The sequence below is a fragment of the Dolichospermum planctonicum genome (genome assembly GCF_005402965.1).
Lineage (GTDB): Bacteria > Cyanobacteriota > Cyanobacteriia > Cyanobacteriales > Nostocaceae > Dolichospermum > Dolichospermum planctonicum.
In genome coordinates this window covers 136,185-156,397 of sequence record NZ_BJCF01000004.1, presented here as the reverse complement: position 1 = coordinate 156,397, position 20,213 = coordinate 136,185, and the positions used below count along the sequence as shown (strand labels likewise).

Here is a 20,213-nt window from a genome sequence, read left to right as displayed (position 1 = left end):
GCAATAAATGTGACAAATAAAAAAAGCAAAGGTTTTGGTTTTATCTATACTTTTAGTATTTACTCACAATCAATGGAGACGCAAATTCTGCTTCGCCACATTCAATTGATTTTAGCAACAGTAGAACGATAGATTTCACAAAGATGTGCCAAAATATCTATTAAGGTTAAACGGTAATCTAGTAATGTTTCATCGCTTCTACCTTCTAGTCTTAATTGTTTGGCAAATTCGTCAATGATTTCCATGTGCATTTCTATAATTTGTGGCACAGGAATATTAGCATAAAATAGGGCGTTGATAAATTTATCAATTTTTTCTTTTATTGCTTTGTCAGTTAAAAAATAATTTACAATAATTTGCCGATAATCTGATTTCAGTTCTTCTAGAATTTCCCGTTTTTCGGTAGTAGTCATATCCTGAAAGTTTTGTGCCTTTCTCTGCTGGGCAAAGGACAGGAAATAATTATTTTTTTTATCTAATGTCTGATTAGGTAAATAGTATATCTGATCAGGTGTAGTAGTAATTGGCAGCCAATACCATTCGCTGATTAATCGGTAGTATTGGCTAAGGAATTTACTCATGAAATTCCATCTGTGAATAAGTAAACCTTTGTGCCTCTTTTGTGCAAATGGTCTACCGCAAATTTGTTTTATATTTATTTGTAAAAGCAATATAGGTACTAACATCTACGGTTGATAAATCATGGGTATTATGTAGGAGTGGGATATATAAGTTAGTAAATAAGCATATTTATTTAGCTTAAATAGGATAACTTATACAAATTGGCGTAGTTGGGAATCATTGATGAGTGCATTAACATATCAAAATTGGACTTAGGTTACATTACTTTACTCCTTGATAAGATACTTAAACAAACTTAAAGAATTGTCGCATTTTAAATCATTATAATTCCTCAAGGTTCTAAAGCGAATCTTTGGAGTCATAATTATTGTTGTAGTTGTCACTCTCAAAAGTAATGACTTTCAATACAAGTAATAATCTTGTCAAGATGGTTACTTGTTCACCATGAAAATTCACATCTTGCACTGTGAGGGGAAAAATAATCGGTCATTGGCTTCGAGTTCATGTATTTTTTTTGATGCCATGGACTGTCCCAAAGTCATAGCCCAACCCCCAGACTGGCTCTTTATCTAGCCTGTAGCTTACGGATTATTTATGTGTAAATGGTATCAAACTACTGACCGTGTTTAACACCAATGAAAATACCAAAACTATTCAATATTTGGATTTGGTTTGTCTGGATTTATCTGGTTTGAGGGAAATTTTTCAGCGCAGTTTGTCAATATTAGGACTTACGCACGAGTTACGAAACAACGAACGACGAAAGCATGAACCAGGAAGGAGCGCTCGCAAAGCGCCCTCAAAGGATAGAACAGGAAGGAAAGAAGGTTTCTCCAGATATTGTGCGTAATTCCTAAATGTCTAACGGGAATCCCACAATAGCGTAGCCATTCTCAATATTCTGGCCGGATATTGCTTCAGGCTTGAAGACCATCTCAACGAAAGCTAATGGTGAGGCCGGAGTTGATCATCAGAAGAATGACCACTGAGGAATTATATCAATGCTACAGTACCCGCTTTATCAACTTCTAGCAAATGTACCAATCTGCTTAGAAACAAATACTCTAGCAACCGTGCTGGATATTTTTACCGAAGAACAGTGCGATCGCTTGATGGTAGTCAATTCACAACAAGTCCCAATTGGTTTGTTATACTCTGCTCGGTTACTGCCACAATTATTAGCAGCAACTACTGATGACTACCTTTTAAATTTACAGCGACCAATCTCACAAGTGGATAAATCGCTCCTAGAACCAATACAAACCATATCAGCCGCAGAGAGTCTAGAACATTTCCGCCTATTTTTAAAATACCAAGAAACTAAACAACAAAGAAATTTAGATTGGGCATTGGTTGACTCAGATGGTAAACTCCTGGGAATAGTGGATATTTTACGCTTATTGCAACTCTTAGCTGAAAACAAAAATCCTATTAACTCAATCATCAATCAGGAAAAAGAACCGCCGAAAATACACACATCCATAGTCCATTTGTTGGGGCAACTGCCTTGGCCAATTATGTTACAAAATAGTCATGGCAAAGTAATCACGCAAAATCCTGCTTGGTGGCAACAATTGGGAGCATTAAAAGACATCGAAGGAGTTAGAAAACAGGTAGAGACCATACTTGCCCCAACGCATGCTCAAAAATCTGCTTATATTTATGCTAATGGGTCTGAAAATCAGAAACCAGATCCTTTCACGAGTCCCAAAACAACTATCTCCCCAACGGTTTTTTCACCTGATGAGTCATCAGCTTTACCATTTCTGGAAGAGTCACCCGTCAATGTAAATAGTAGTTCTGATCGCTGTGTTTTAGATACGCATCTGGGTATTTGTACTTGTGTGGTGGAAATCAAAAATGGTCAGGAACGGGTTTGGCAATTTGCCAAAATCCCTTTGGATAGTAGGGAGTTGCAAATTTGGGTTTCTGAGTCACAAGTGCCAGCAACTACCGACGACCTGTGGCTGATATTAGCCACAGATGTAACGGAACAACAACAACTTTGCAAGGAATTGGCAACAAAAAACGCCGATTTGATTCAACTCAATCGCTTAAAAGATGAATTTTTAGCTTGTATCAGTCACGAATTAAAAACACCACTAACGGCAGTTTTAGGACTATCTCGACTACTTGTAGACCAACAGTTGGGACAATTAAATGAGCGCCAAGCTCGTTATGCTGGGCTAATTCACCAAAGTGGCAGACATTTGATGAGTGTAGTTAATGATATTTTAGATTTGACTCGCATGGAAACTGGACAAATGCAACTCACCTTCACCCCAGTACAAATTCAGGTAGTATGTGAACGAGCTTTGTCAGATGTCAAAAACATCCATCAGCAAACTCACAAAACTCAACAATTATCCCCAGCAGAAAATCAAAATTCTTCTCACCGTCAATTTAGTCTGGCCATTGAACCGGGTTTAGAACAAATGGTAGCGGATGAATTACGCTTGCGTCAAATGCTGGCACATCTACTTTCTAATGCTTTTAAATTCACAGAAGTATCTGGAGAAATTGGGTTACGGGTAAGTCGTTGGGAAGGCTGGATTGCTTTTACTGTCTGGGATACAGGTATTGGGATTCCTGAACAACAACAACATTTAATCTTTCAAAAATTCCAGCAATTAGAAAACCCCCTCACCCGTCAGTTTGAAGGAACGGGTTTAGGATTAGTCTTAACCAGAGCTTTGGCTCGCTTACATGGTGGAGATGTCAGTTTCCTATCTCGTGAGGGTAAAGGTAGTCAATTTACCCTGCTTTTACCACCGAGTCCACCAAAACTCAGTTTTAGTGACTCTGAAGATATAAAACCAGAAAAGCGGGAAATAGGCAACACTGCCAATTCTTCCCGTCAAAATCTCCATAATTCTCCACAATACCAACCTAATTCCTCCCCAAGATTGGTGTTAGTGGTGGAAGCAGTAGCCCAATATATTGAAGAATTAACTGAACAACTCAAAGGTTTAGGTTATCGTGTTGTCATTGCTAGATCGGGAACAGAAGCATTAGAAAAAGCTCGACGTTTACAACCAAAGGCTATATTTTTAAACCCTTTATTACCTTTACTCTCAGGTTGGGATGTTTTAACTATATTGAAATCTGATGCTTTAACTCGTCACATTCATGTTGTTGTCACGGCTACAGCGGCTGAAAAGGAGCAAGCACTTACTAAACAGGCTGATAGTTTTTTAAGTTTACCCATCAAACACCACCTATTGACTACACTATTAGAAAAATTATCCACATCTCTAAACGTTCAGCATTCAGAGATGGAAAATAATCACCGTCCTCAGATTGTCCCTCTACGAATTCTCCGGTTAGTAAATCCAGAATTAGAAGCGGTTAATCTCTACCCTTCCCTCCGAGAACATCGAGTTATTGAAGTAGATGATTTAGATCAAGCAGATTTGTTAGCACGAGTCTGGCAGTTTGATTTGATATTACTAGATATGGAAATTTCTACGGCTCGCACTTATCTACAACAATTAACTAAACACCAGCGATTAGCAACTTTACCATTGGTCACTTGTGATGTTGCTACTACTTTAGCTGCTTCCCAAATACCAGGATTGTCTGTATTTCCTTGTTTAAGTCCCTTGCATCAGGAAAATGATGCCCACAATTACCAGGGAAATGCTTTATCATCTGTATTACAAATTGCCGCTGGCATCAGTTGTCCACTCAGTATTCTTGTGGTAGATATAACGTCGTTGCATGATTTACCCAAAATAAATCGCAAACCAGTCAAGAATTATCAGTTAATTAAAAATTCTCCTCTCAATCTCAAAAATCAGCCGGGTAATAGAGGCTATGAATGGTTTCAAGCTCTAATTCAATACTTACAAACTGCTGGTTTTAGAGCTTCTATTGCTAGTTGTTGGTCCGAAGTTTTACAACAAGTTAGTCATAAAAGTGTTGACTTACTATTAATTTGTTTACAGGAAACGCCGATGCATCAAGAAGTACACAAAGCTATACAATCCTTGGGGGATTTATCCTTTAAATTACCCCCAATTTTGGTACTTGACCAAAAATTAAACCAGCCTAATTATGAAAATAGCTCTCAATCCCGTAAGCACAGATATACATCTTCTGTAGAAACTGCGGTAAGTGAAATTGCTACCCAGATATTACCCCGTTCTATCTCTATGGAAGAGCTATTAACTCAGATAAATCAAGCTTTATCTAAGGTTTGCTCATAGCCTGCGTGCCATCATACTTACATTATTTTTGTATAAATCTTTCCAGAAAATTTTAATAATTACGGTTTTCATCCGCAGCGGTCGTGGTATGATGATAGTGCGTAAATAATGGGATGTGAAAACTAATCTAAATACCCACGCATTCCCATTATAAAAATACCATCCCCGCAGGCGGAAGTCAATAGGCTTAACCTAAAAAAAGAAAATTTTTTGATGATAAAATTAATACTACGGTAATGAAATTTCAGGATGGATTTAACTTATCCTTGTTGACTCTTGGCAAAGAAATGCGAATTAAATGATAAGCTCCTTTTGTGGCTAGACTTTTGTAAGTATCTGGTTGTAACTTCATTTCTGGAAATTTTTCTTGCTCAATAAGCATTAATAATGATAATTTAGTTTTTGAGAATCCTGGGTTTTGAATATATTTTAAAGCTGCTTGGGAAAATTTGATGTAATTAACATTTTGCTTCGTGTAAAACGTCACAGTAGGTTTTTTGAAACCAACCATAATCAATTCTTCATTGGGTTGTTTTAATTCAACAATTAAAGCTGATAATTCCCTAAGAGGTAACTGACGCTGTTGGTCCATAATTAAAATTGCAGGCATTAAAGAAATAGCAATAAAGGCTGTAAATCCCACTAAATTAATTATGATAATCTGTCGGTAACGGTGAGTTAAGATCAAGATAGACGAGATCAGAGCAATTATTAACCAAATTATGCCTCCATATTTGAGTATACCTGATTTCTCCATTTCTGCATATAATTTAGGAGCCGCAGGATCAGGTCCAACAATTTGGGGAAGATTAAATAGAGCAATAGAAATGAAAGTAATAAAAGCTACATTTATCCAACCACTGATACGTAAAGATGCGAGATGGGTTGGGGTGGGGTTTTGTGAAATGGGGAAAATATCACTCCAGGATAATGCCACAAGAATAGCTGCCGCTGGCATCAAGGGTAACACATAACTGGGTAATTTGGTGACGGAAACGGTGAAAAATCCAAATACTCCCAAAAACCATAAACTGACAAATAAACCTAAGTGTTGAGACCGTTCTTGTTTTAGCCAATATGATCGCTGCCACAATTTTAGCTTCACTAGGGACGCAGGGATATATACTGCATAAGGAGCAAAACCCAGCAACACAACTAAAAAGTAGAAATACCAAGGCGCTGAGTGACCATTGACAACTTCCGTAAAACGTTCTATGTTATGATACACAAAGAAAGCGTTAATGAAATTCCAGCCATTACGCCAAGTTACTAAAATATACCAGGGAAGTGATAAAACTAAAACTATAACCATGCCCAAAATCGGCCGCATTTCCCGCCAAATTTGCCAAAATTTGCCGACATACAAGGCAAAAGCAATCATAATTAGTCCTGGTAAAACAATTCCTACCGGACCTTTGGTTAATATTGCTCCAGCAATTAAAACATAACTTGCTAAGTACCATTGGTTAGGAAATTGCCAATTAGCAATGACAATTGCTCTCTTATTCTGAGCATATCCCAGAAAAAAACATAACAAAGTTGAACCTATACAACCGGTGAGCAACATATCAGAAACCCCGGTTCTGCCCCAAACGATCATTTCTGGGTTAAGCACCATTAAAGCTGCGGCTACGGCTGCTGTCAAGTAACGTCTGGGTAAGTTGGTAACTTGTTCTAATTCGTCCTTTTGAGTAAAATACCACTGTACAGTATAAAACGCCAAAACAGTTACGCCCATAGCTGATAATACGGAAGGGGTACGGGCAGCCCATTCATTCACGCCCATAATAGAATAGGCGATGGCTTGACACCAATAAATTAAAGCAGGTTTGTCAAAGCGAGTTACTCCGTTAAAAAACGGAGTAATCCAATCACCAGTAAGTAGCATTTGTCGGGAAGCTTCGGCAAAAAGTGGCTCAGTTTCATCAATTAAGCCCACATTACCCAAATTCCAGCCAAAAGCTATCCAACCAATTACCAATAACCACAGAGACGAAACCGCTACAGCTAAAACTGGACGCTGTTGTAAATCATGAAACCACTTTTCAACCATTTTACCGGAAATACTCACTTTTATGTCCATGCAGTTGTACTTAAAGACGCGGTAATCGTGTCCTGGCTACTACACAATAGTTTACACTCAAACAAAATACAAATAAACTCCTGCCGTGATCAATTACCTATTTTGTAACACCAACTGCCATTCTTGTCTTTGAGGTTGCCATTGGGGGGAGGAAGTTTCCCCGACGACATAGGGTCCCCAATAGTGTCGAGAACCATCTTGGGCAAAAGCTGCTAAAATGTCACCTTTCTCCAGTCTTAAATTAGCTTGAGGTAAGGATACAACTAATCCTGTCTCACTTCCCTCCTCTGGTGCAAAATCCCAATGAGCGGGGGGTGTAGATTTGATTTTATTAATATTGGCACTTTTTTGAGATAATTGTCTGGCTAATAATACCAAACGTACGGGCTGAGTTGTTTTGTTGCTCACGCGCAGCAATCCTGGTACTTTGGTTTTAGTATCTGAATTAACCTGATTAGACAAAACGGTAGACTCTCTTTTTTGGCTACTCGATTCTACTGGTTGAATTGGTGTACTATTTGAATTAGTTTCCTCTCCATTAATTTCAGTGTTTGTCACTCCAGATGGTGTATTTCTGGTAACTTTTGATACTGTTTCTGGATTTGTAGACTCAAAAGATATGCTGACATTTAACCATGCTGCTATCATCCCAATTAGTCCTAATGCCAAAAAAACAATCATCAAGTTACGATACTGATACATGGAATCTTTCATAGTCAGATACAGTTAGAAATAAAATTAAAGGCTAGCCTAAAACGATTATGTTTATCAATGATCCCCAATGGTAATTAAACGGGTTTACTTAGATTATCCAAAGTAGATTATTCAATTTCACAGCATCAAAACTAGTTTTTCTCACCCTGTTTTCTGTTCTTTGCTACCATGCAAAATACTCGTCTCAACAACCTGTTAGACACCATAACTAGAAGCCTAAGTCAATGGTTTCTTAATCCTTGGCGGCGGTTATCATTGATACTAATTAGTTTTTTGTTTGGCTTTTTTTTGGGATCAGCAGTATCAACAACCGCTGGACAAAAAGCAGAATTAGACATTGTAGTAGCTGCATTTTTAGTTGTATTTACTGAGATATTTAGTAAATTATTTTACAGTCGCTCCTGGTTGGCGCGGGCAGCACTTTGGGTAGAAACACTCAACTATTTGAAAGTTGGTTTTATCTACAGCCTATTTCTAGAAGCTTTGAAACTGGGTTCGTAATTTTATGAGTAGTGAATGGCTAAGTAAAATTTTCACAATGGATACGTCTTGGCAACTATTAGCACAAGCCGCAGCATTGGCAGATCCTTTGAGAGCTAAGGTATTTAATATCACTGCTGATAATGTAGCCCAAGTTATGCAAAGGAGAGGGGACTTATTGAAGTTAGTTTTCCCTGATTTTAGCCAGTTTTGTCAAACTACCTTAAAAACTGAACCCCAAAAAATGTTAGAGGTACTATGGGATTTGTGGCTACCTTTGAGTATCAAAATTGCAGACCAGCGTCAACAGTTAGGTAAACCTTTTATCCAAGGGATTTTAGGTTCACAAGGAACCGGTAAAACTACCATGTCTAAAATACTGGTTTTGATTCTCCAGCAGTTGGGATACCAGACTTTAAGTTTGTCCTTGGATGACTTGTACAAAACTTATAATGATCGTTTGGTCTTAATACAACAGGATTCTCGTTTGCTTTGGCGCGGACCGCCTGGAACCCACGATATTCACCTAGCTTTAAGTGTACTCGATCAAATTGCTCAAGGCAAGGGTCCTGTCATGGTTCCTAGATTTGATAAATCTGCTTATGGGGGCGTTGGCGATCGCACTACTCCTGAATTTATCACAAATCCTGTAGATATTGTTCTCTTTGAAGGTTGGTTTGTGGGTGTAAAACCAATTCACCCTAGAGCGTTTTTAACTGCACCACCACCCATTATTACAGATGCAGATAGAAAATTTGCTGCTGATATGAATGATCAACTTAAAGATTATTTACCACTTTGGGAAAGATTGAATAGTTTAATAGTTCTTTATCCTACAGATTATCGTTATTCTTTAGTATGGCGAAAACAAGCGGAAAAACAAATGATTGCTACTGGTAAATCAGGAATGAATGAATTACAAATAGAGGAATTTGTGAATTATTTTTGGCGTTCTTTACACCCGGAATTATTCATTAATCCTTTAATTCAATCATTATCTGTTGATTTAGTAATTGAAATTAATGCTGATCATAGTTTTGGTAAGTTTAGATCCCCGACTTTTTGAAACGAACCACTCCAGGCACAGAGATCACAAGTGAGAAAGGAGATATTTACATCTCTTTTATGATCGGTATACTGGTATGTACTTGAATGGATAAATTTTAGCCCCCTCCTCGCTTGCGGGGAGGGAGTTGGGGGTGGGGTTCTTGTATTACTTCCCTTTTTGCAGTATTTCTACTAAATCATAAAAAGGTTGCCAATTATCATCTTGGGTAATTTGTTCCCAAACTGACTCAATTACAGGTCTTAATAATGCTGTTTTTGGATTAGTTTCGGTTAAAGTTTTCCCAATTTTATCCATTTGTTCAAGATCAAAATGATTCAGGATTTTATGATAAAGCAAACACCAATTATCAAAAATTACTGATTGTCCCAACGGGGGGATAATTTCTGAACCATTCATTACTAAAGCTGGATCATCTCTCCATTTACTAGAAAAGGTAGCAGCTATATCAGCAAAGAATTGATGATAACCAACTTGACTATCATGTAAAAAGGTAATAGTTAACCGCAAAAATTCATCAGCTTCCTCTAATTGGAAATCTGCAAAACCCAATTTCTTCAACATCAAAGCTCGATATTCGTTTTGATAATATTCACCAAATTTAGATAAACCAGTATCTAAATCATTTTGGGAAATTATCGCTTTTAACGGTTCTTGCAAAAGTTCTAAATTCAATTTGCAAATTCCCGGTTGTTGACTGTAACAATAACGTCTATAATAATCGAAATATGCCGCTGTAAATTGCAGATCGTAGGTAGGAATAAAAGCATAAGGTCCATAATCAAAACTTTCCCCGGTAATTGACATATTATCAGTATTCAGCACTGCATGACAAAAACCCGCTGCCATCCATTGGGCTACTAACTCTGCGACCCGTTGCACTAATTCGGCGTAAAATAAAGCATATTTATCATCTTCAGCCTGTAAATGAGGGTAATATTGCTCAATGACATGATCTAAAAGCTTTTGAGTTAAATCAGGTCGTTGGAAATAGTTTAATCGCTCAAAAGTCCCAAATCGAATATGTGATTTACTCATACGTATCATCACAGAGGAACGAGTCGGTGAGGGTTCATCACCACGCCATAGTTGTAAACCTGTTTCAATCATACTTAAACAGCGAGAAGTACCCACACCTAAACGATGAAGTGCTTCAGCGGCAAGAACTTCTCGCACTCCCCCCTTCAGTGTTAACATACCGTCACCACCGCGAGAGTAGGGGGTTCTCCCAGAGCCTTTTGTGCCAAAATCGTATAATTCTCCGTCAATACCCCGTACTTGTCCATAAAGAAAGCCTCTACCGTCACCTAATTGGGGGTTATATTGTCCAAATTGATAACCGTGATAACGTAGTGCTAACAGGGGTTCTCTTTGTTCAAATTTACCAAAAGCGTTAATAAAATCTTCGTCTTTTACGGATTTGGGATCAAGTCCTAACCGGGGTAATAGTGCGTCATTACGCCAACGGAGAGTATGTTGGGGAAATTCCTCGGCTACAACTTGATCGTAATATTCATCACCAAGGGATTCTAAGGCTGGTTCATAGTTGAGGGTCAGCAAAGGATTGGTAGAATAGGTATGATTGGGAGTTTCATCCAGAGTCATTATAATTAGGCTTAATTGATATTTCTTTAATAATAGACAAAAAACGCCTACCATTGGCTGACAAACCCACCCTGAAATTCATTTCAGTGCCAATAAATAAAGTTTACTAGAGTAAACTGGGGATTTTTAGTCATCTTCAGATGACTTTGGCTATGAGAATGGGAATTTATTCCCAGGCGGTCTTAAAAAAATCCAGGCTTTAAGGATTACAATATTCACATAAACTAGGATCAGCAAATTCTTGATTATTAGGAAATAATTGTTGTTGGGTAAAATTGCATTTTTGACATTGAAAAATTACTGCTTTAATTAATGAAGTTGGTTGATGACAAAGTTCACAAGGCAGTCCAGGTATTTTTTGATTAATAATAAAACCAGGAGTATTACATCGCGGACATAAACTATTAATTTTATTAATTAAGTCTTGAGTAGTAAGGGCAATATTTTTCATCCTGGTAGGATTATACATTGCTCTCATATCTGTTTCTATATTAAATTTACAGCTTGTGTTTTTTATAGCAATTTCTACTGAATTGATCAAGTTTTCTTGGCTGGTAATACCTTTAATAAATTCTGTTTTTCCTGTGGATATATTATCAAATGAAATTATTAAACCATGTTCAGGAAAACCAACTTTTTTTCCAAATTCTTCAGCTTCTTCTAAACTAGAGATAGTTTGATGATTAAAATTAGTTTCTATGGAAAATACTTCACCAATAATTTCTAAATCATTTTCTTGATCCAAAAAAATAATTATTTCTCGATTAGCATAAATATAGGGAATTAGGGGATGAGGTGTAAAACTTCCTTCACTAGCTATCGCTATTTTTTGATCATACATTTCCAAGGCTTTTTTAGCTTTTAACCTAGCAGTAATAACTTGTGTATCTGGACGTTTAATTTCTCTAGTAAAAGTTCCAAAAACATCAGTATTTAACCCTTGAGGAACTATCAAATTAATTCCTAAATGTTCTTTCAATAAAGGAGAAATTACTTTTTCTTTATTGTGCATTGTCGCTAAAATAGCCAGGCGATTATTATAAATTGACATAATTTATTCTCCATAATTATCTGCAAATGACCGACTTCTTCAGGTATTATAAATCTGATCGCCAGTGGGGATTTGTCAAACTTGTGAAAATATGATCTTCCCATTTACCATTAATCATTAAATAATCTCTACCATATCCTTCGACTACAAAACCGAGTCTTTTAAGAACATTACCGCTGCGGCTATTATGTGGCATATAATTAGCCATAATGCGGTGTATATTTAATTCTTCAAAAACATAATTAATAGCAATAGAGAGCGCTTCTTTCATGTAACCATAACCTTGGGCTGATTCTGCTAAACTGTATCCTAACTGACAAAATTGAGCAGCATTATAAACAAAGTTGCTAAAATTAGCAGTTCCAATTACTTTTCTGGGCTGGTGCTTGCCATAAATAAATAGTTTTAATGAATAGTTGTTCACAAATTCCCAAAAACTGGTTTCTACTTGATATTCCCAATATTCTTCGGTAAAAAAATTTTCATCCCATTGAGGATAAAATGGCGTAAGATGTTCTTTATTTTCCGTAAAGTATTTAAGTATATAGGGAATATCTTCCATCACCGCCATTCTTAATAATAGGCGATCGCTTCTCAAAATTGGTGGCTCTGATGTCATATACTCAAATTTAAATTTAAATATTCTCAGGCGATTAGAAATCGCTACTACACAACCAAAGTACGCCTACGCGGACTAAGAAAATTCGGGTTTTGTCTGTATAACCGCGATTCATAATCGCTCAGACTGGTTAATTTCAACTAAAAAAAGGATCATTACAGTGGAAATACGCTACAATTGGCAACCGACAGAGATTTTAACAATATATAATACCCCATTTCTAGAGCTAATTTACCAAGCCGCTACAGTGCATCGTCAATATCATAAACCAGAACAAATACAAGTTTGTAAGCTTATCTCTATTAAAACTGGTGCTTGTCCAGAAGATTGCGGTTATTGCGCTCAATCTTCCCGCTACAAAACCGAGGTAAAACCCGAAGCACTGCTACAAAAAGAAACAGTGATGAATATTGCGAAAACAGCCAAAGAAAGCGGTGTTAGTCGAGTTTGTATGGGCGCTGCTTGGAGACAAGTCCGGGATAATTCCCAATTTGAGGAAGTCCTGGATATGGTCAAGGATGTAACCAGCATGGGTTTAGAAGTATGCTGTACCTTGGGAATGCTGACAGAAAACCAAGCCAAGCGTTTAGAAGATGCGGGATTATATGCTTACAACCATAATCTTGACACTTCAGAGGAATACTACAGCACTGTAATTACTACCCGAACTTATAGCGATCGCTTAAATACAATTGCCAATGTTCGCCAAACTAATGTTACCGTATGTTCGGGCGGTATTCTCGGTTTAGGGGAAAATATTAGTGATCGAGTAGGAATGTTACATACTCTCTCCAGTTTACAACCTCACCCCGAATCTGTACCCATCAATATTCTTTCCCAAGTTCCCGGTACACCCTTAGAAAATCAACCCGATGTCCCAATTTGGGATGTAGTGCGGATGATTGCGACTGCTAGAATTATTATGCCTCAATCTGACGTGCGGTTAAGTGCGGGTAGAGCAAGACTTTCCCAAGTAGAACAGGCTTTATGCTTCATGGCTGGTGCAAATTCCATCTTTTCCAGCGATGATCATAAAATGTTGACTGTAACCACTCCCTGTCCCGATTATGACGCAGATCAAGAAATGTTGAATTTACTTGGTTTAGAAATGCGTCCCCCATTTCAAAAGCAGGAAAAAACACCAACTCCAGCGATGATATAACAAAAGTAGGTTGGGTTAAGCGACAGCGCCACCCAACCAATTGACCTAAATTATCTTCTATTTCATTTAGAAAAATTGATATAATCAAAAACAGCCATAAGTCACAGCAAATTTTTAAACATTACATAATATGGATACTGAACAACTGAAAATACAAATTGAAGAACAGAGAAATTTATTACACACCGATAGACTTGATGTATCTTTCGGGGAAATAATGCGTATGTATGAAGATAAAGAAATTGTTATTAAACCTGCATTTCAAAGATATTTTCGTTGGGATGAAGAACAGAGAACACGCTTTATTGAGTCTATACTTTTAGGTATTCCCATTCCTCCAATATTTGTAGCCGAAGATGGGGATGGAGTATGGGAATTAGTTGATGGTCTCCAAAGAATTTCTACTGTACTTTCGTTTTTTGGAGTTTTGAAAAGTGAAGATGAAGGTATTAGAAATAAAAATAATTGGGAGTTGATGAAAGGTGAAAGAGTAGAATCTTTAGAAGGATTCACTTATGAAACAATACCAAATCAATTTCGACTAAACATAAAAAGATCAACTTGCAGAGTTGAAATTCTGAGATGGAATAGTAAATATGATATGCGCTTTGAACTTTTCAATAGATTGAATACAGGTGGTTCTCCTTTAACTACTCAGGAGATTCGGAATTGTATTTATAGAGATATTTCACCCAAGTTTAATGATTTTCTTAAAGAACTTGCAGCTAATCAAGATTTTCGGACATTAATCGCTTTAAGTCATGAGCAATATGAGCAATTATATGATGAAGAATTGGCTTTGAGATTTATTTCTCTTTACAACAATCTCAAAAAAGTCCGCACCAGTATTTCACAACACATGACTAAATTTATGAAAGATGCTTTAGAAAATGAAAGTTTTGATTATGACGGATACAAAAAAATATTTACTCAAGTATTTGCATTACTTAAACCTTTAGGAAGAAAGATTTTTCGTCAGGATGACGGCAATTTTGCCACTGCCCTTTATGATGTTATTACAATAGGTGTGGCAGAAAACTATGATGATTACAAATCTCAACCATCAGAAGTGATCTTAAATAAAATAGATAAAGAAGTACGTAAAGATACAATTTTAACCAAGTTGTCTAGAAGAGGAGGAAATAATCAAAAAGACAGAATTATCAATCGTCTGACAGAAGCAAAGAGAATATTTGGAAACATCAATAAATAATGACTAATCAGATTACTCTTTTAGAACAAAAAATAATGTCAGACATTGAGGAAAGAAGAGAATTAATGTCACGGTTAAGATTGCTCTATGTCAGATACGGATTTTCACAAAGAGATGAAGAATTATTTCTTTACCACTCAATCCCAATAATTTATTCTATTTGGGAAGGTTTTATTCAAACTGCTTTTAAAACATATGTTCAAGAGTTAAATAAATTAGAACTTAGTATTGATGATGTTTGCAATCCTATTCTCATCTATCATATCGAATCTACATTTCCGCAATTTAAACAATATCCAGATGCAGATAAATTTCATAAAAAAGTGAATTTTTTCAATAAATTGGGAATGTTTTATAAAACTAATCACTTGGAAATTGATCCCAAGAAGTTCAATACAGAAAGCAATGTTCGTTTTGATGTATTAAATAGAATCTTAAGTGATTTTAATATAGAAAAGATTCCAGAATATCCAGAACCTGGATCTGGTTATTCCTTAGTAAAAGAACTCGATAAATTCCTGCTCGACAAAAGAAATACAATTGCTCATGGGCAAGAAGGCGCTATTCTTGTAACAAGAGAAGACTTAGAAAGAGCAATTAAAGTAGTTGATAAACTTATGGATTTAGTGTTTGAGAGAATTAAAACTGGGTTTATAGAAAAGTCCTATCTCAAATAGTAAATATCTGAAATTATGTATTATAATAAAAGTCTTAAAAGATACAAATAATAAATATTAATAATCTGAGATTTAAAAATGTTACTAAAAGCAATTACACAAATTAATATACTTTAAATATAGACTAAACCCACTTTATGTGGGTTTAATTAGCGTCTAGTTTTCGGGTTACAGTATCTTAGCGCCGCGTAGACCAAATAGCAAGCCAACAGCTACACCCATAAACACGCCTAAAAAGACAACATATTCAACTACAGCCATTTGTTTTTCTCCACATTAGTTACTTATTTCTATTCAATCATCAATAATTATGAAAGGGAACAGGGAATAGAAAAGAGGTGATCAAATTGGGGTAAAATACCCAGACGAGTGATTATATTAGGGTCAGGGAATGAGTTCTGTAATTAAATCTGTAATTAAAGTAGATATACCAGAAAAATCCTATGATATTACCATTGCACCCGGGAGTTTAAATCAACTAGGTGAACAAATGGCCGGTTTGAAACTAGGTAAGAAAGTATTGCTAGTTTCTAACCCGATCATATTTAAACATTATGGACCAAGAGCGATCGCATCTTTAGAAAATGCCGGTTTTCAAGTTGTTAGCTACAACCTACCCCCTGGAGAACGTTACAAAACCCTCAACTCCATTCAAAAACTCTACGATATCGCCCTGGAAAATCGCCTAGAACGCTCCTCAACCATGGTGGCCTTGGGGGGAGGTGTTATTGGTGATATGACAGGCTTTGCAGCCGCTACATGGCTGAGAGGAATCAACGTTGTGCAAGTCCCTACCAGTCTTCTGGCTATGGTAGATTCAGCTATTGGTGGAAAAACTGGTGTAAATCATCCCCACGGTAAAAATTTGATTGGTGCATTCCATCAACCTAGTTTAGTCTTAATTGACCCAGAAGTGTTAAAAACCCTCCCAGCTAGGGAATTTCGAGCAGGAATGGCAGAGGTGATCAAATATGGGATCATTTGGGATACCGAATTGTTTACTCAATTAGCAGCAAGCAAACACCTTGACCAACTCCGCTATGTAAAATCCGACCTGATAAACAGCATATTAACTCATTCCTGTCAAGCAAAGGCAGATGTGGTCAGCAAAGACGAAAAAGAATCTGGACTGAGGGCAATTTTGAATTATGGTCATACTATCGGTCATGCTGTGGAAAGCTTAACTGAGTATCGTCTGTTAAAACACGGTGAAGCTGTAGGTATTGGTATGGTAGCAGCGGGAGAAATTGCTGTCAAATTAGGACTTTGGCCACAAACAGACACAGAATGTCAAAAGGCCTTAATTAAAAAAGCAGGTTTACCCACCCAAATACCCACAGGTTTAGATGTTGAAGCAATTATTGATGCTTTACAGTTAGATAAAAAAGTTAAATCTGGTAAAGTCCGGTTTGTACTACCTACCCAAATTGGTGCAGTGAAAGTTACTGACGAAGTACCAACGGAAATAATTAGAGAAGTATTGTTAGGAAATAAGGGGTAATGGGTAATGGGTAATGGGTAAATTTTTCCCAATTACCCTGTCACCTATTAAACTGGTATTAAACTGGTAAAGGAGCTAAACCGTCTAATTGACGAGCAGCATTGATACAAACTGGACAATCACAGCCAAATAACTTGATCGCCAGATCACTTTCGGCATCAGAAAATTCTAATTCTTTGGGGTTATTTGTTTGCGCTTGTGCTATTTGGACAGGTTCTTTGGCAACAGAGGGAGGAGTATTACTAACTTGTATACATACCTGTTTTGGAGTTGCAGAATGGGGAGACATGACACAAGATAGATGAGTACCAGTAGTATCAGATACCTGATTAGCATGAGCAGGTCTAGCCATCACCACCATAGATAGCATGGATGTGAACAAGACGGGGCTAGAAATCAAGGTTAAAATAAATCTTTTGTTCATGTACTTTTAAAAATCTTATAATTGAGGGAATAAACCAATTTATCTTTTCCGAGAACTTGGTTATTAATTACTATATCTTAGTTTTGACATTGAATCGCTAAGTTGATAGAATGAGAATAGATGTCTAAAAAATGGACTTAAATATAATAAATATTGTATTTAGCCACGTTTAAAAATATCACTCATCTAAGTTAGAAAATATCAGTATTTTGCCCGGAAAAGCTCAAATCTAAACAATCATTAATTTATTAATATTTAAGTAGTTATCCGTCAACACAATATGAGCATTATATCACTAGTTATAGTTTCTCATAGTCAACAATTAGCACTGGGAGTGCGGGAACTTGCTGTGCAAATGGTTGATGAAAGAGTTCCCATAGCTATTGCAGCAGGAATTGAAGATTCCGAGAATCCGCTGGGTACAGATGTGATGCAGGTATGTCAAGCTATCAATTCTGTCTTTTCAGATCATGGTGTTTTAGTATTGATGGATTTAGGTAGCGCAGTGATGAGTGCAGAAATGGCCTTAGAGTTTCTATCTCCAGAACAACGAGCCAAAGTATATTTATGTTCAGCACCTTTAGTAGAAGGAACTCTAGCGGCGGCTGTTTCGGCCGCTGCTGGTAACAATATTCAGGAAGTTATCGCTGAAGCCCAGGGAGCATTATCAGCGAAAGCTACAATGTTAGGTGTTCAGGATCATCTCAAGCCCCACACTTGTCCTTTAGTGCAGACAGGGAGTGTCAGTGACGAAAATTCTCAGGAAATGAGACTGACTATTAAGAACCGCTTAGGCTTACACGCCCGTCCAGCAGCGCAATTTGTAGCGACTGCATCCCGCTATAAATCCCAAATTCAGGTACAAAATTTAACAAGGGGTACAGCAGCGGTTCGCAGTGATAGTATTAACCAAGTTGCTACTTTAGGGGCGCGTCAAGGCCATGAATTATTAATTACCGCTACTGGTACAGATGCTCAAGCAGCATTAACAGCATTAAAAGCATTAATTGTCAATAATTTTGGAGAAGATGATAGTGTTGTTAAAATGCGAATAGTGACACCCAAGGAAGTTACAGCAGTGACAGAAGGTGAACTACTGGGAATTGCTGCTTCACCAGGAATAGCGATCGCTCCGGTAGTTCACTACGGGTCTGTACCCATTCATATTACGCAATATAATGTAGAGAACGTAGAAATAGAGTGGCATAGATTACAAGCATCTATACAAGTAGCTAAACAAGAAGTTCAAGCGTTATTATCTCATGCTTATTTGCTTGGTGATGCGGAAGCAGCGATTTTTGATGCCCATCTCCTATTTTTAGAAGATCCTGTACTATTAGAATCGGTACGTAAACAGATTTTCGAGAAACATATTAATGCAGAAGCAGCTTGGCAAGCGGTAGTGGATGAAGTAGCAAATTCTTATGATCAACTTGAGGATACTTACTTGCAAGAACGGGTGGCTGATCTAGTAGATATAGGGAAGCGTGTGTTGCGAATCTTACTTGGTAATGCTCCTGCTAACTTGGAAATAACCACACCATCTATAGTTCTGGCTACAGATTTAACTCCCTCCGATACTGCTAGATTAGATCCTACTCAAGTTATAGGTATTTGTACAACTTTAGGTAGTGCGACTTCCCACAGTGCTATTATTGCGCGGACTTTGGGAATTCCCACGGTTTTGGGTGTAGACGCAAAAATATTAAAGGTGGAAAATGGGACTCTAATGGCACTGGACGGGGAAAGTGGTAAAGCTTGGATTAACCCAGCAGCAGGGATTTTAGGCATTTTAGAAGCGAAACGTCAAGCTTGGCAAACCGCCCAGGAGGAAGCGCGAAAACAGGCGCGAAAACCAGCTATTACCCTGGACGGGCGGCGGATTACAGTCTTAGCTAATATAAGTAGTATTGCTGATACTAAAGTAGCAATTGTCAACGGAGCAGAAGGTGTAGGACTACTAAGAACTGAATTTTTATACTTCAATGGTGATAGTTTACCCGGAGAAGAGGAGCAATTAACAGTATATCAGTCTATTTCCAAAATTCTGGAAAATCGCCCTTTAATTATACGCACCCTTGACGTGGGTGGAGATAAACCACTGGCTTATATGAATACGGGAATGACAGAAGCGAATCCTTTTTTAGGAGTGCGCGGTATTCGCTTCTGTTTGGAAAATCCTCAGTTATTTAAAACTCACTTAAGGGCAATTTTACGCGCTAGTGCTGGGAATAATCTCAAAATTATGTTGCCGATGATTACCAGTCTAGCAGAAGTTAGGGCAGCCAAGGTAATTTTAGCCCAAGTACAGGGAGAATTGCGTCAAGAAGAAATTCCCTTTGATGAAAATATGCAACTGGGAATTATGATTGAGACACCCGCAGCCGTAGCGATTGCTGATCAGTTAGCTAAGGAAGTACAATTTTTTAGTATTGGGACTAATGATTTGAGTCAGTATGTCATGGCCTGTGATCGGAATAATCCCAGAGTAGCAAATTTAGCCGATGCTTTACAACCTGCGGTATTACGCATGATTCAGCAAACCGTACAAGCTGCCCATGCAGCAAATATTTGGGTAGGATTATGTGGAGAAGTGGCCGCAGAGACTTTAATTACACCAATTTTATTAGGTTTGGGTTTAGATGAGTTGAGTGTCAATCCCCAATCAGTAGCAACACTGAAACAAGAGATTACTAAGCTAACTATGACACAAGCACAAGCCATGGCCTTGGTTGCATTAAAACAAGATTCTGCAACCAGTGTCAGAGTTAGCCTCAGTTAGCCTCAGAATTAAATGTCTAGCTTTGCTAGAATTTATATAGCAGTCC

The 20,213-nt window shown here is 37.3% G+C and carries 16 protein-coding genes; 8 read left to right on the top strand and 8 right to left on the bottom strand.

The features are described 5' to 3' along the window. Positions 1-101: 101 nt before the first annotated feature. Positions 102-686: a KaiA family protein gene (locus FFO06_RS21405; protein ID WP_190371183.1), complete on the bottom strand. Its 585-nt coding sequence runs from the start codon at positions 684-686 to the stop codon at positions 102-104. 897 nt (positions 687-1,583) lie between these two features. Between FFO06_RS21405 and FFO06_RS03460 the strand changes: the two genes are divergently transcribed. Continuing rightward, entirely contained in the window at positions 1,584-4,790 is a 3,207-nt protein-coding gene (locus FFO06_RS03460) for an ATP-binding protein (RefSeq protein WP_137906767.1), read from the top strand. Between the two features lie 244 nt (positions 4,791-5,034). Here FFO06_RS03460 and FFO06_RS03455 read toward each other — a convergent pair whose 3' ends face one another. After that, on the bottom strand, positions 5,035-6,873 hold the full coding sequence (locus tag FFO06_RS03455; protein WP_137906766.1) for an ArnT family glycosyltransferase: 1,839 nt from the start codon (positions 6,871-6,873) through the stop codon (positions 5,035-5,037). A gap of 93 nt (positions 6,874-6,966) precedes the next feature. After that, positions 6,967-7,587 carry a hypothetical protein gene (locus tag FFO06_RS03450; RefSeq protein WP_137906765.1) on the bottom strand — a complete coding sequence of 207 codons (621 nt, stop codon included), beginning with the start codon at positions 7,585-7,587 and terminating at the stop codon, positions 6,967-6,969. Positions 7,588-7,755: 168 nt separating this feature from the next. Between FFO06_RS03450 and FFO06_RS03445 the strand changes: the two genes are divergently transcribed. Together FFO06_RS03445 and FFO06_RS03440 are read left to right on the top strand one after the other, a co-directional pair. Beyond that, positions 7,756-8,088 (top strand): DUF565 domain-containing protein, encoded by a 333-nt coding sequence (locus FFO06_RS03445; RefSeq protein ID WP_137906764.1) that lies wholly within the window; start codon positions 7,756-7,758, stop codon positions 8,086-8,088. A gap of 4 nt (positions 8,089-8,092) precedes the next feature. Further along, positions 8,093-9,133, top strand: coding sequence for a glycerate kinase (locus FFO06_RS03440; protein WP_137906763.1), 1,041 nt, complete (start codon positions 8,093-8,095; stop codon positions 9,131-9,133). A 147-nt stretch (positions 9,134-9,280) separates the two neighbouring features. Here FFO06_RS03440 and FFO06_RS03435 read toward each other — a convergent pair whose 3' ends face one another. The 3 genes from FFO06_RS03435 to FFO06_RS03425 all read right to left on the bottom strand — a co-directional run bounded on the left by FFO06_RS03435 (position 9,281) and on the right by FFO06_RS03425 (position 12,408). Then, positions 9,281-10,738 (bottom strand): protein adenylyltransferase SelO, encoded by a 1,458-nt coding sequence (locus FFO06_RS03435; protein WP_137906762.1) that lies wholly within the window; start codon positions 10,736-10,738, stop codon positions 9,281-9,283. 199 nt (positions 10,739-10,937) lie between these two features. After that, a complete protein-coding gene (locus FFO06_RS03430) occupies positions 10,938-11,789 on the bottom strand; it encodes a DUF6671 family protein (RefSeq protein ID WP_137906761.1) in 852 nt (283 codons plus the stop codon). Positions 11,790-11,835: 46 nt separating this feature from the next. Next, entirely contained in the window at positions 11,836-12,408 is a 573-nt protein-coding gene (locus FFO06_RS03425) for a GNAT family N-acetyltransferase (protein WP_137906760.1), read from the bottom strand. Positions 12,409-12,568: 160 nt separating this feature from the next. Here FFO06_RS03425 and bioB point away from each other — a divergent pair, with 160 nt between their 5' ends. From bioB to FFO06_RS03410, 3 genes are all read left to right on the top strand, one after another. Continuing rightward, complete coding sequence (gene bioB / locus FFO06_RS03420; RefSeq protein ID WP_190396176.1) at positions 12,569-13,570, top strand: biotin synthase BioB; 1,002 nt, start codon at positions 12,569-12,571, stop codon at positions 13,568-13,570. A gap of 130 nt (positions 13,571-13,700) precedes the next feature. After that, a complete protein-coding gene (locus FFO06_RS03415; protein ID WP_137906758.1) occupies positions 13,701-14,783 on the top strand; it encodes a DUF262 domain-containing protein in 1,083 nt (360 codons plus the stop codon). Beyond that, positions 14,783-15,460, top strand: a complete 678-nt coding sequence (locus FFO06_RS03410; RefSeq protein WP_137906757.1) for an MAE_28990/MAE_18760 family HEPN-like nuclease — start codon at positions 14,783-14,785, stop codon at positions 15,458-15,460. Before FFO06_RS03415 ends, FFO06_RS03410 begins: the two co-directional genes overlap by 1 nt. Positions 15,461-15,628: 168 nt before the next feature. Here FFO06_RS03410 and petL read toward each other — a convergent pair whose 3' ends face one another. Further along, positions 15,629-15,721, bottom strand: a complete 93-nt coding sequence (gene petL / locus FFO06_RS03405; protein ID WP_137906756.1) for a cytochrome b6-f complex subunit PetL — start codon at positions 15,719-15,721, stop codon at positions 15,629-15,631. A gap of 142 nt (positions 15,722-15,863) precedes the next feature. Here petL and aroB point away from each other — a divergent pair, with 142 nt between their 5' ends. Next, positions 15,864-16,961 (top strand): 3-dehydroquinate synthase, encoded by a 1,098-nt coding sequence (gene aroB, locus FFO06_RS03400; protein ID WP_137906785.1) that lies wholly within the window; start codon positions 15,864-15,866, stop codon positions 16,959-16,961. Positions 16,962-17,019: 58 nt separating this feature from the next. Here aroB and FFO06_RS03395 read toward each other — a convergent pair whose 3' ends face one another. Continuing rightward, the gene (locus tag FFO06_RS03395; RefSeq protein ID WP_137906755.1) at positions 17,020-17,385 is read right to left on the bottom strand and encodes a hypothetical protein; all 366 of its coding nucleotides are present in this window, start codon (positions 17,383-17,385) and stop codon (positions 17,020-17,022) included. A gap of 280 nt (positions 17,386-17,665) precedes the next feature. Here FFO06_RS03395 and ptsP point away from each other — a divergent pair, with 280 nt between their 5' ends. Further along, a complete protein-coding gene (gene ptsP, locus FFO06_RS03390; protein WP_137906754.1) occupies positions 17,666-20,167 on the top strand; it encodes a phosphoenolpyruvate--protein phosphotransferase in 2,502 nt (833 codons plus the stop codon). The last annotated feature ends 46 nt before the right edge of the window (positions 20,168-20,213 follow it).

Coding starts and splice junctions, on each gene's coding strand:
- FFO06_RS21405 (WP_190371183.1), bottom strand. CDS start 686: ATGTTAGTACCTATATTGCTTTTACAAATAAATATAAAACAAATTTGC.
- FFO06_RS03460 (WP_137906767.1), top strand. CDS start 1,584: ATGCTACAGTACCCGCTTTATCAACTTCTAGCAAATGTACCAATCTGC.
- FFO06_RS03455 (WP_137906766.1), bottom strand. CDS start 6,873: ATGGACATAAAAGTGAGTATTTCCGGTAAAATGGTTGAAAAGTGGTTT.
- FFO06_RS03450 (WP_137906765.1), bottom strand. CDS start 7,587: ATGAAAGATTCCATGTATCAGTATCGTAACTTGATGATTGTTTTTTTG.
- FFO06_RS03445 (WP_137906764.1), top strand. CDS start 7,756: ATGCAAAATACTCGTCTCAACAACCTGTTAGACACCATAACTAGAAGC.
- FFO06_RS03440 (WP_137906763.1), top strand. CDS start 8,093: ATGAGTAGTGAATGGCTAAGTAAAATTTTCACAATGGATACGTCTTGG.
- FFO06_RS03435 (WP_137906762.1), bottom strand. CDS start 10,738: ATGACTCTGGATGAAACTCCCAATCATACCTATTCTACCAATCCTTTG.
- FFO06_RS03430 (WP_137906761.1), bottom strand. CDS start 11,789: ATGTCAATTTATAATAATCGCCTGGCTATTTTAGCGACAATGCACAAT.
- FFO06_RS03425 (WP_137906760.1), bottom strand. CDS start 12,408: ATGACATCAGAGCCACCAATTTTGAGAAGCGATCGCCTATTATTAAGA.
- FFO06_RS03415 (WP_137906758.1), top strand. CDS start 13,701: ATGGATACTGAACAACTGAAAATACAAATTGAAGAACAGAGAAATTTA.
- FFO06_RS03410 (WP_137906757.1), top strand. CDS start 14,783: ATGACTAATCAGATTACTCTTTTAGAACAAAAAATAATGTCAGACATT.
- petL (WP_137906756.1), bottom strand. CDS start 15,721: ATGGCTGTAGTTGAATATGTTGTCTTTTTAGGCGTGTTTATGGGTGTA.
- FFO06_RS03395 (WP_137906755.1), bottom strand. CDS start 17,385: ATGAACAAAAGATTTATTTTAACCTTGATTTCTAGCCCCGTCTTGTTC.
- ptsP (WP_137906754.1), top strand. CDS start 17,666: ATGAGCATTATATCACTAGTTATAGTTTCTCATAGTCAACAATTAGCA.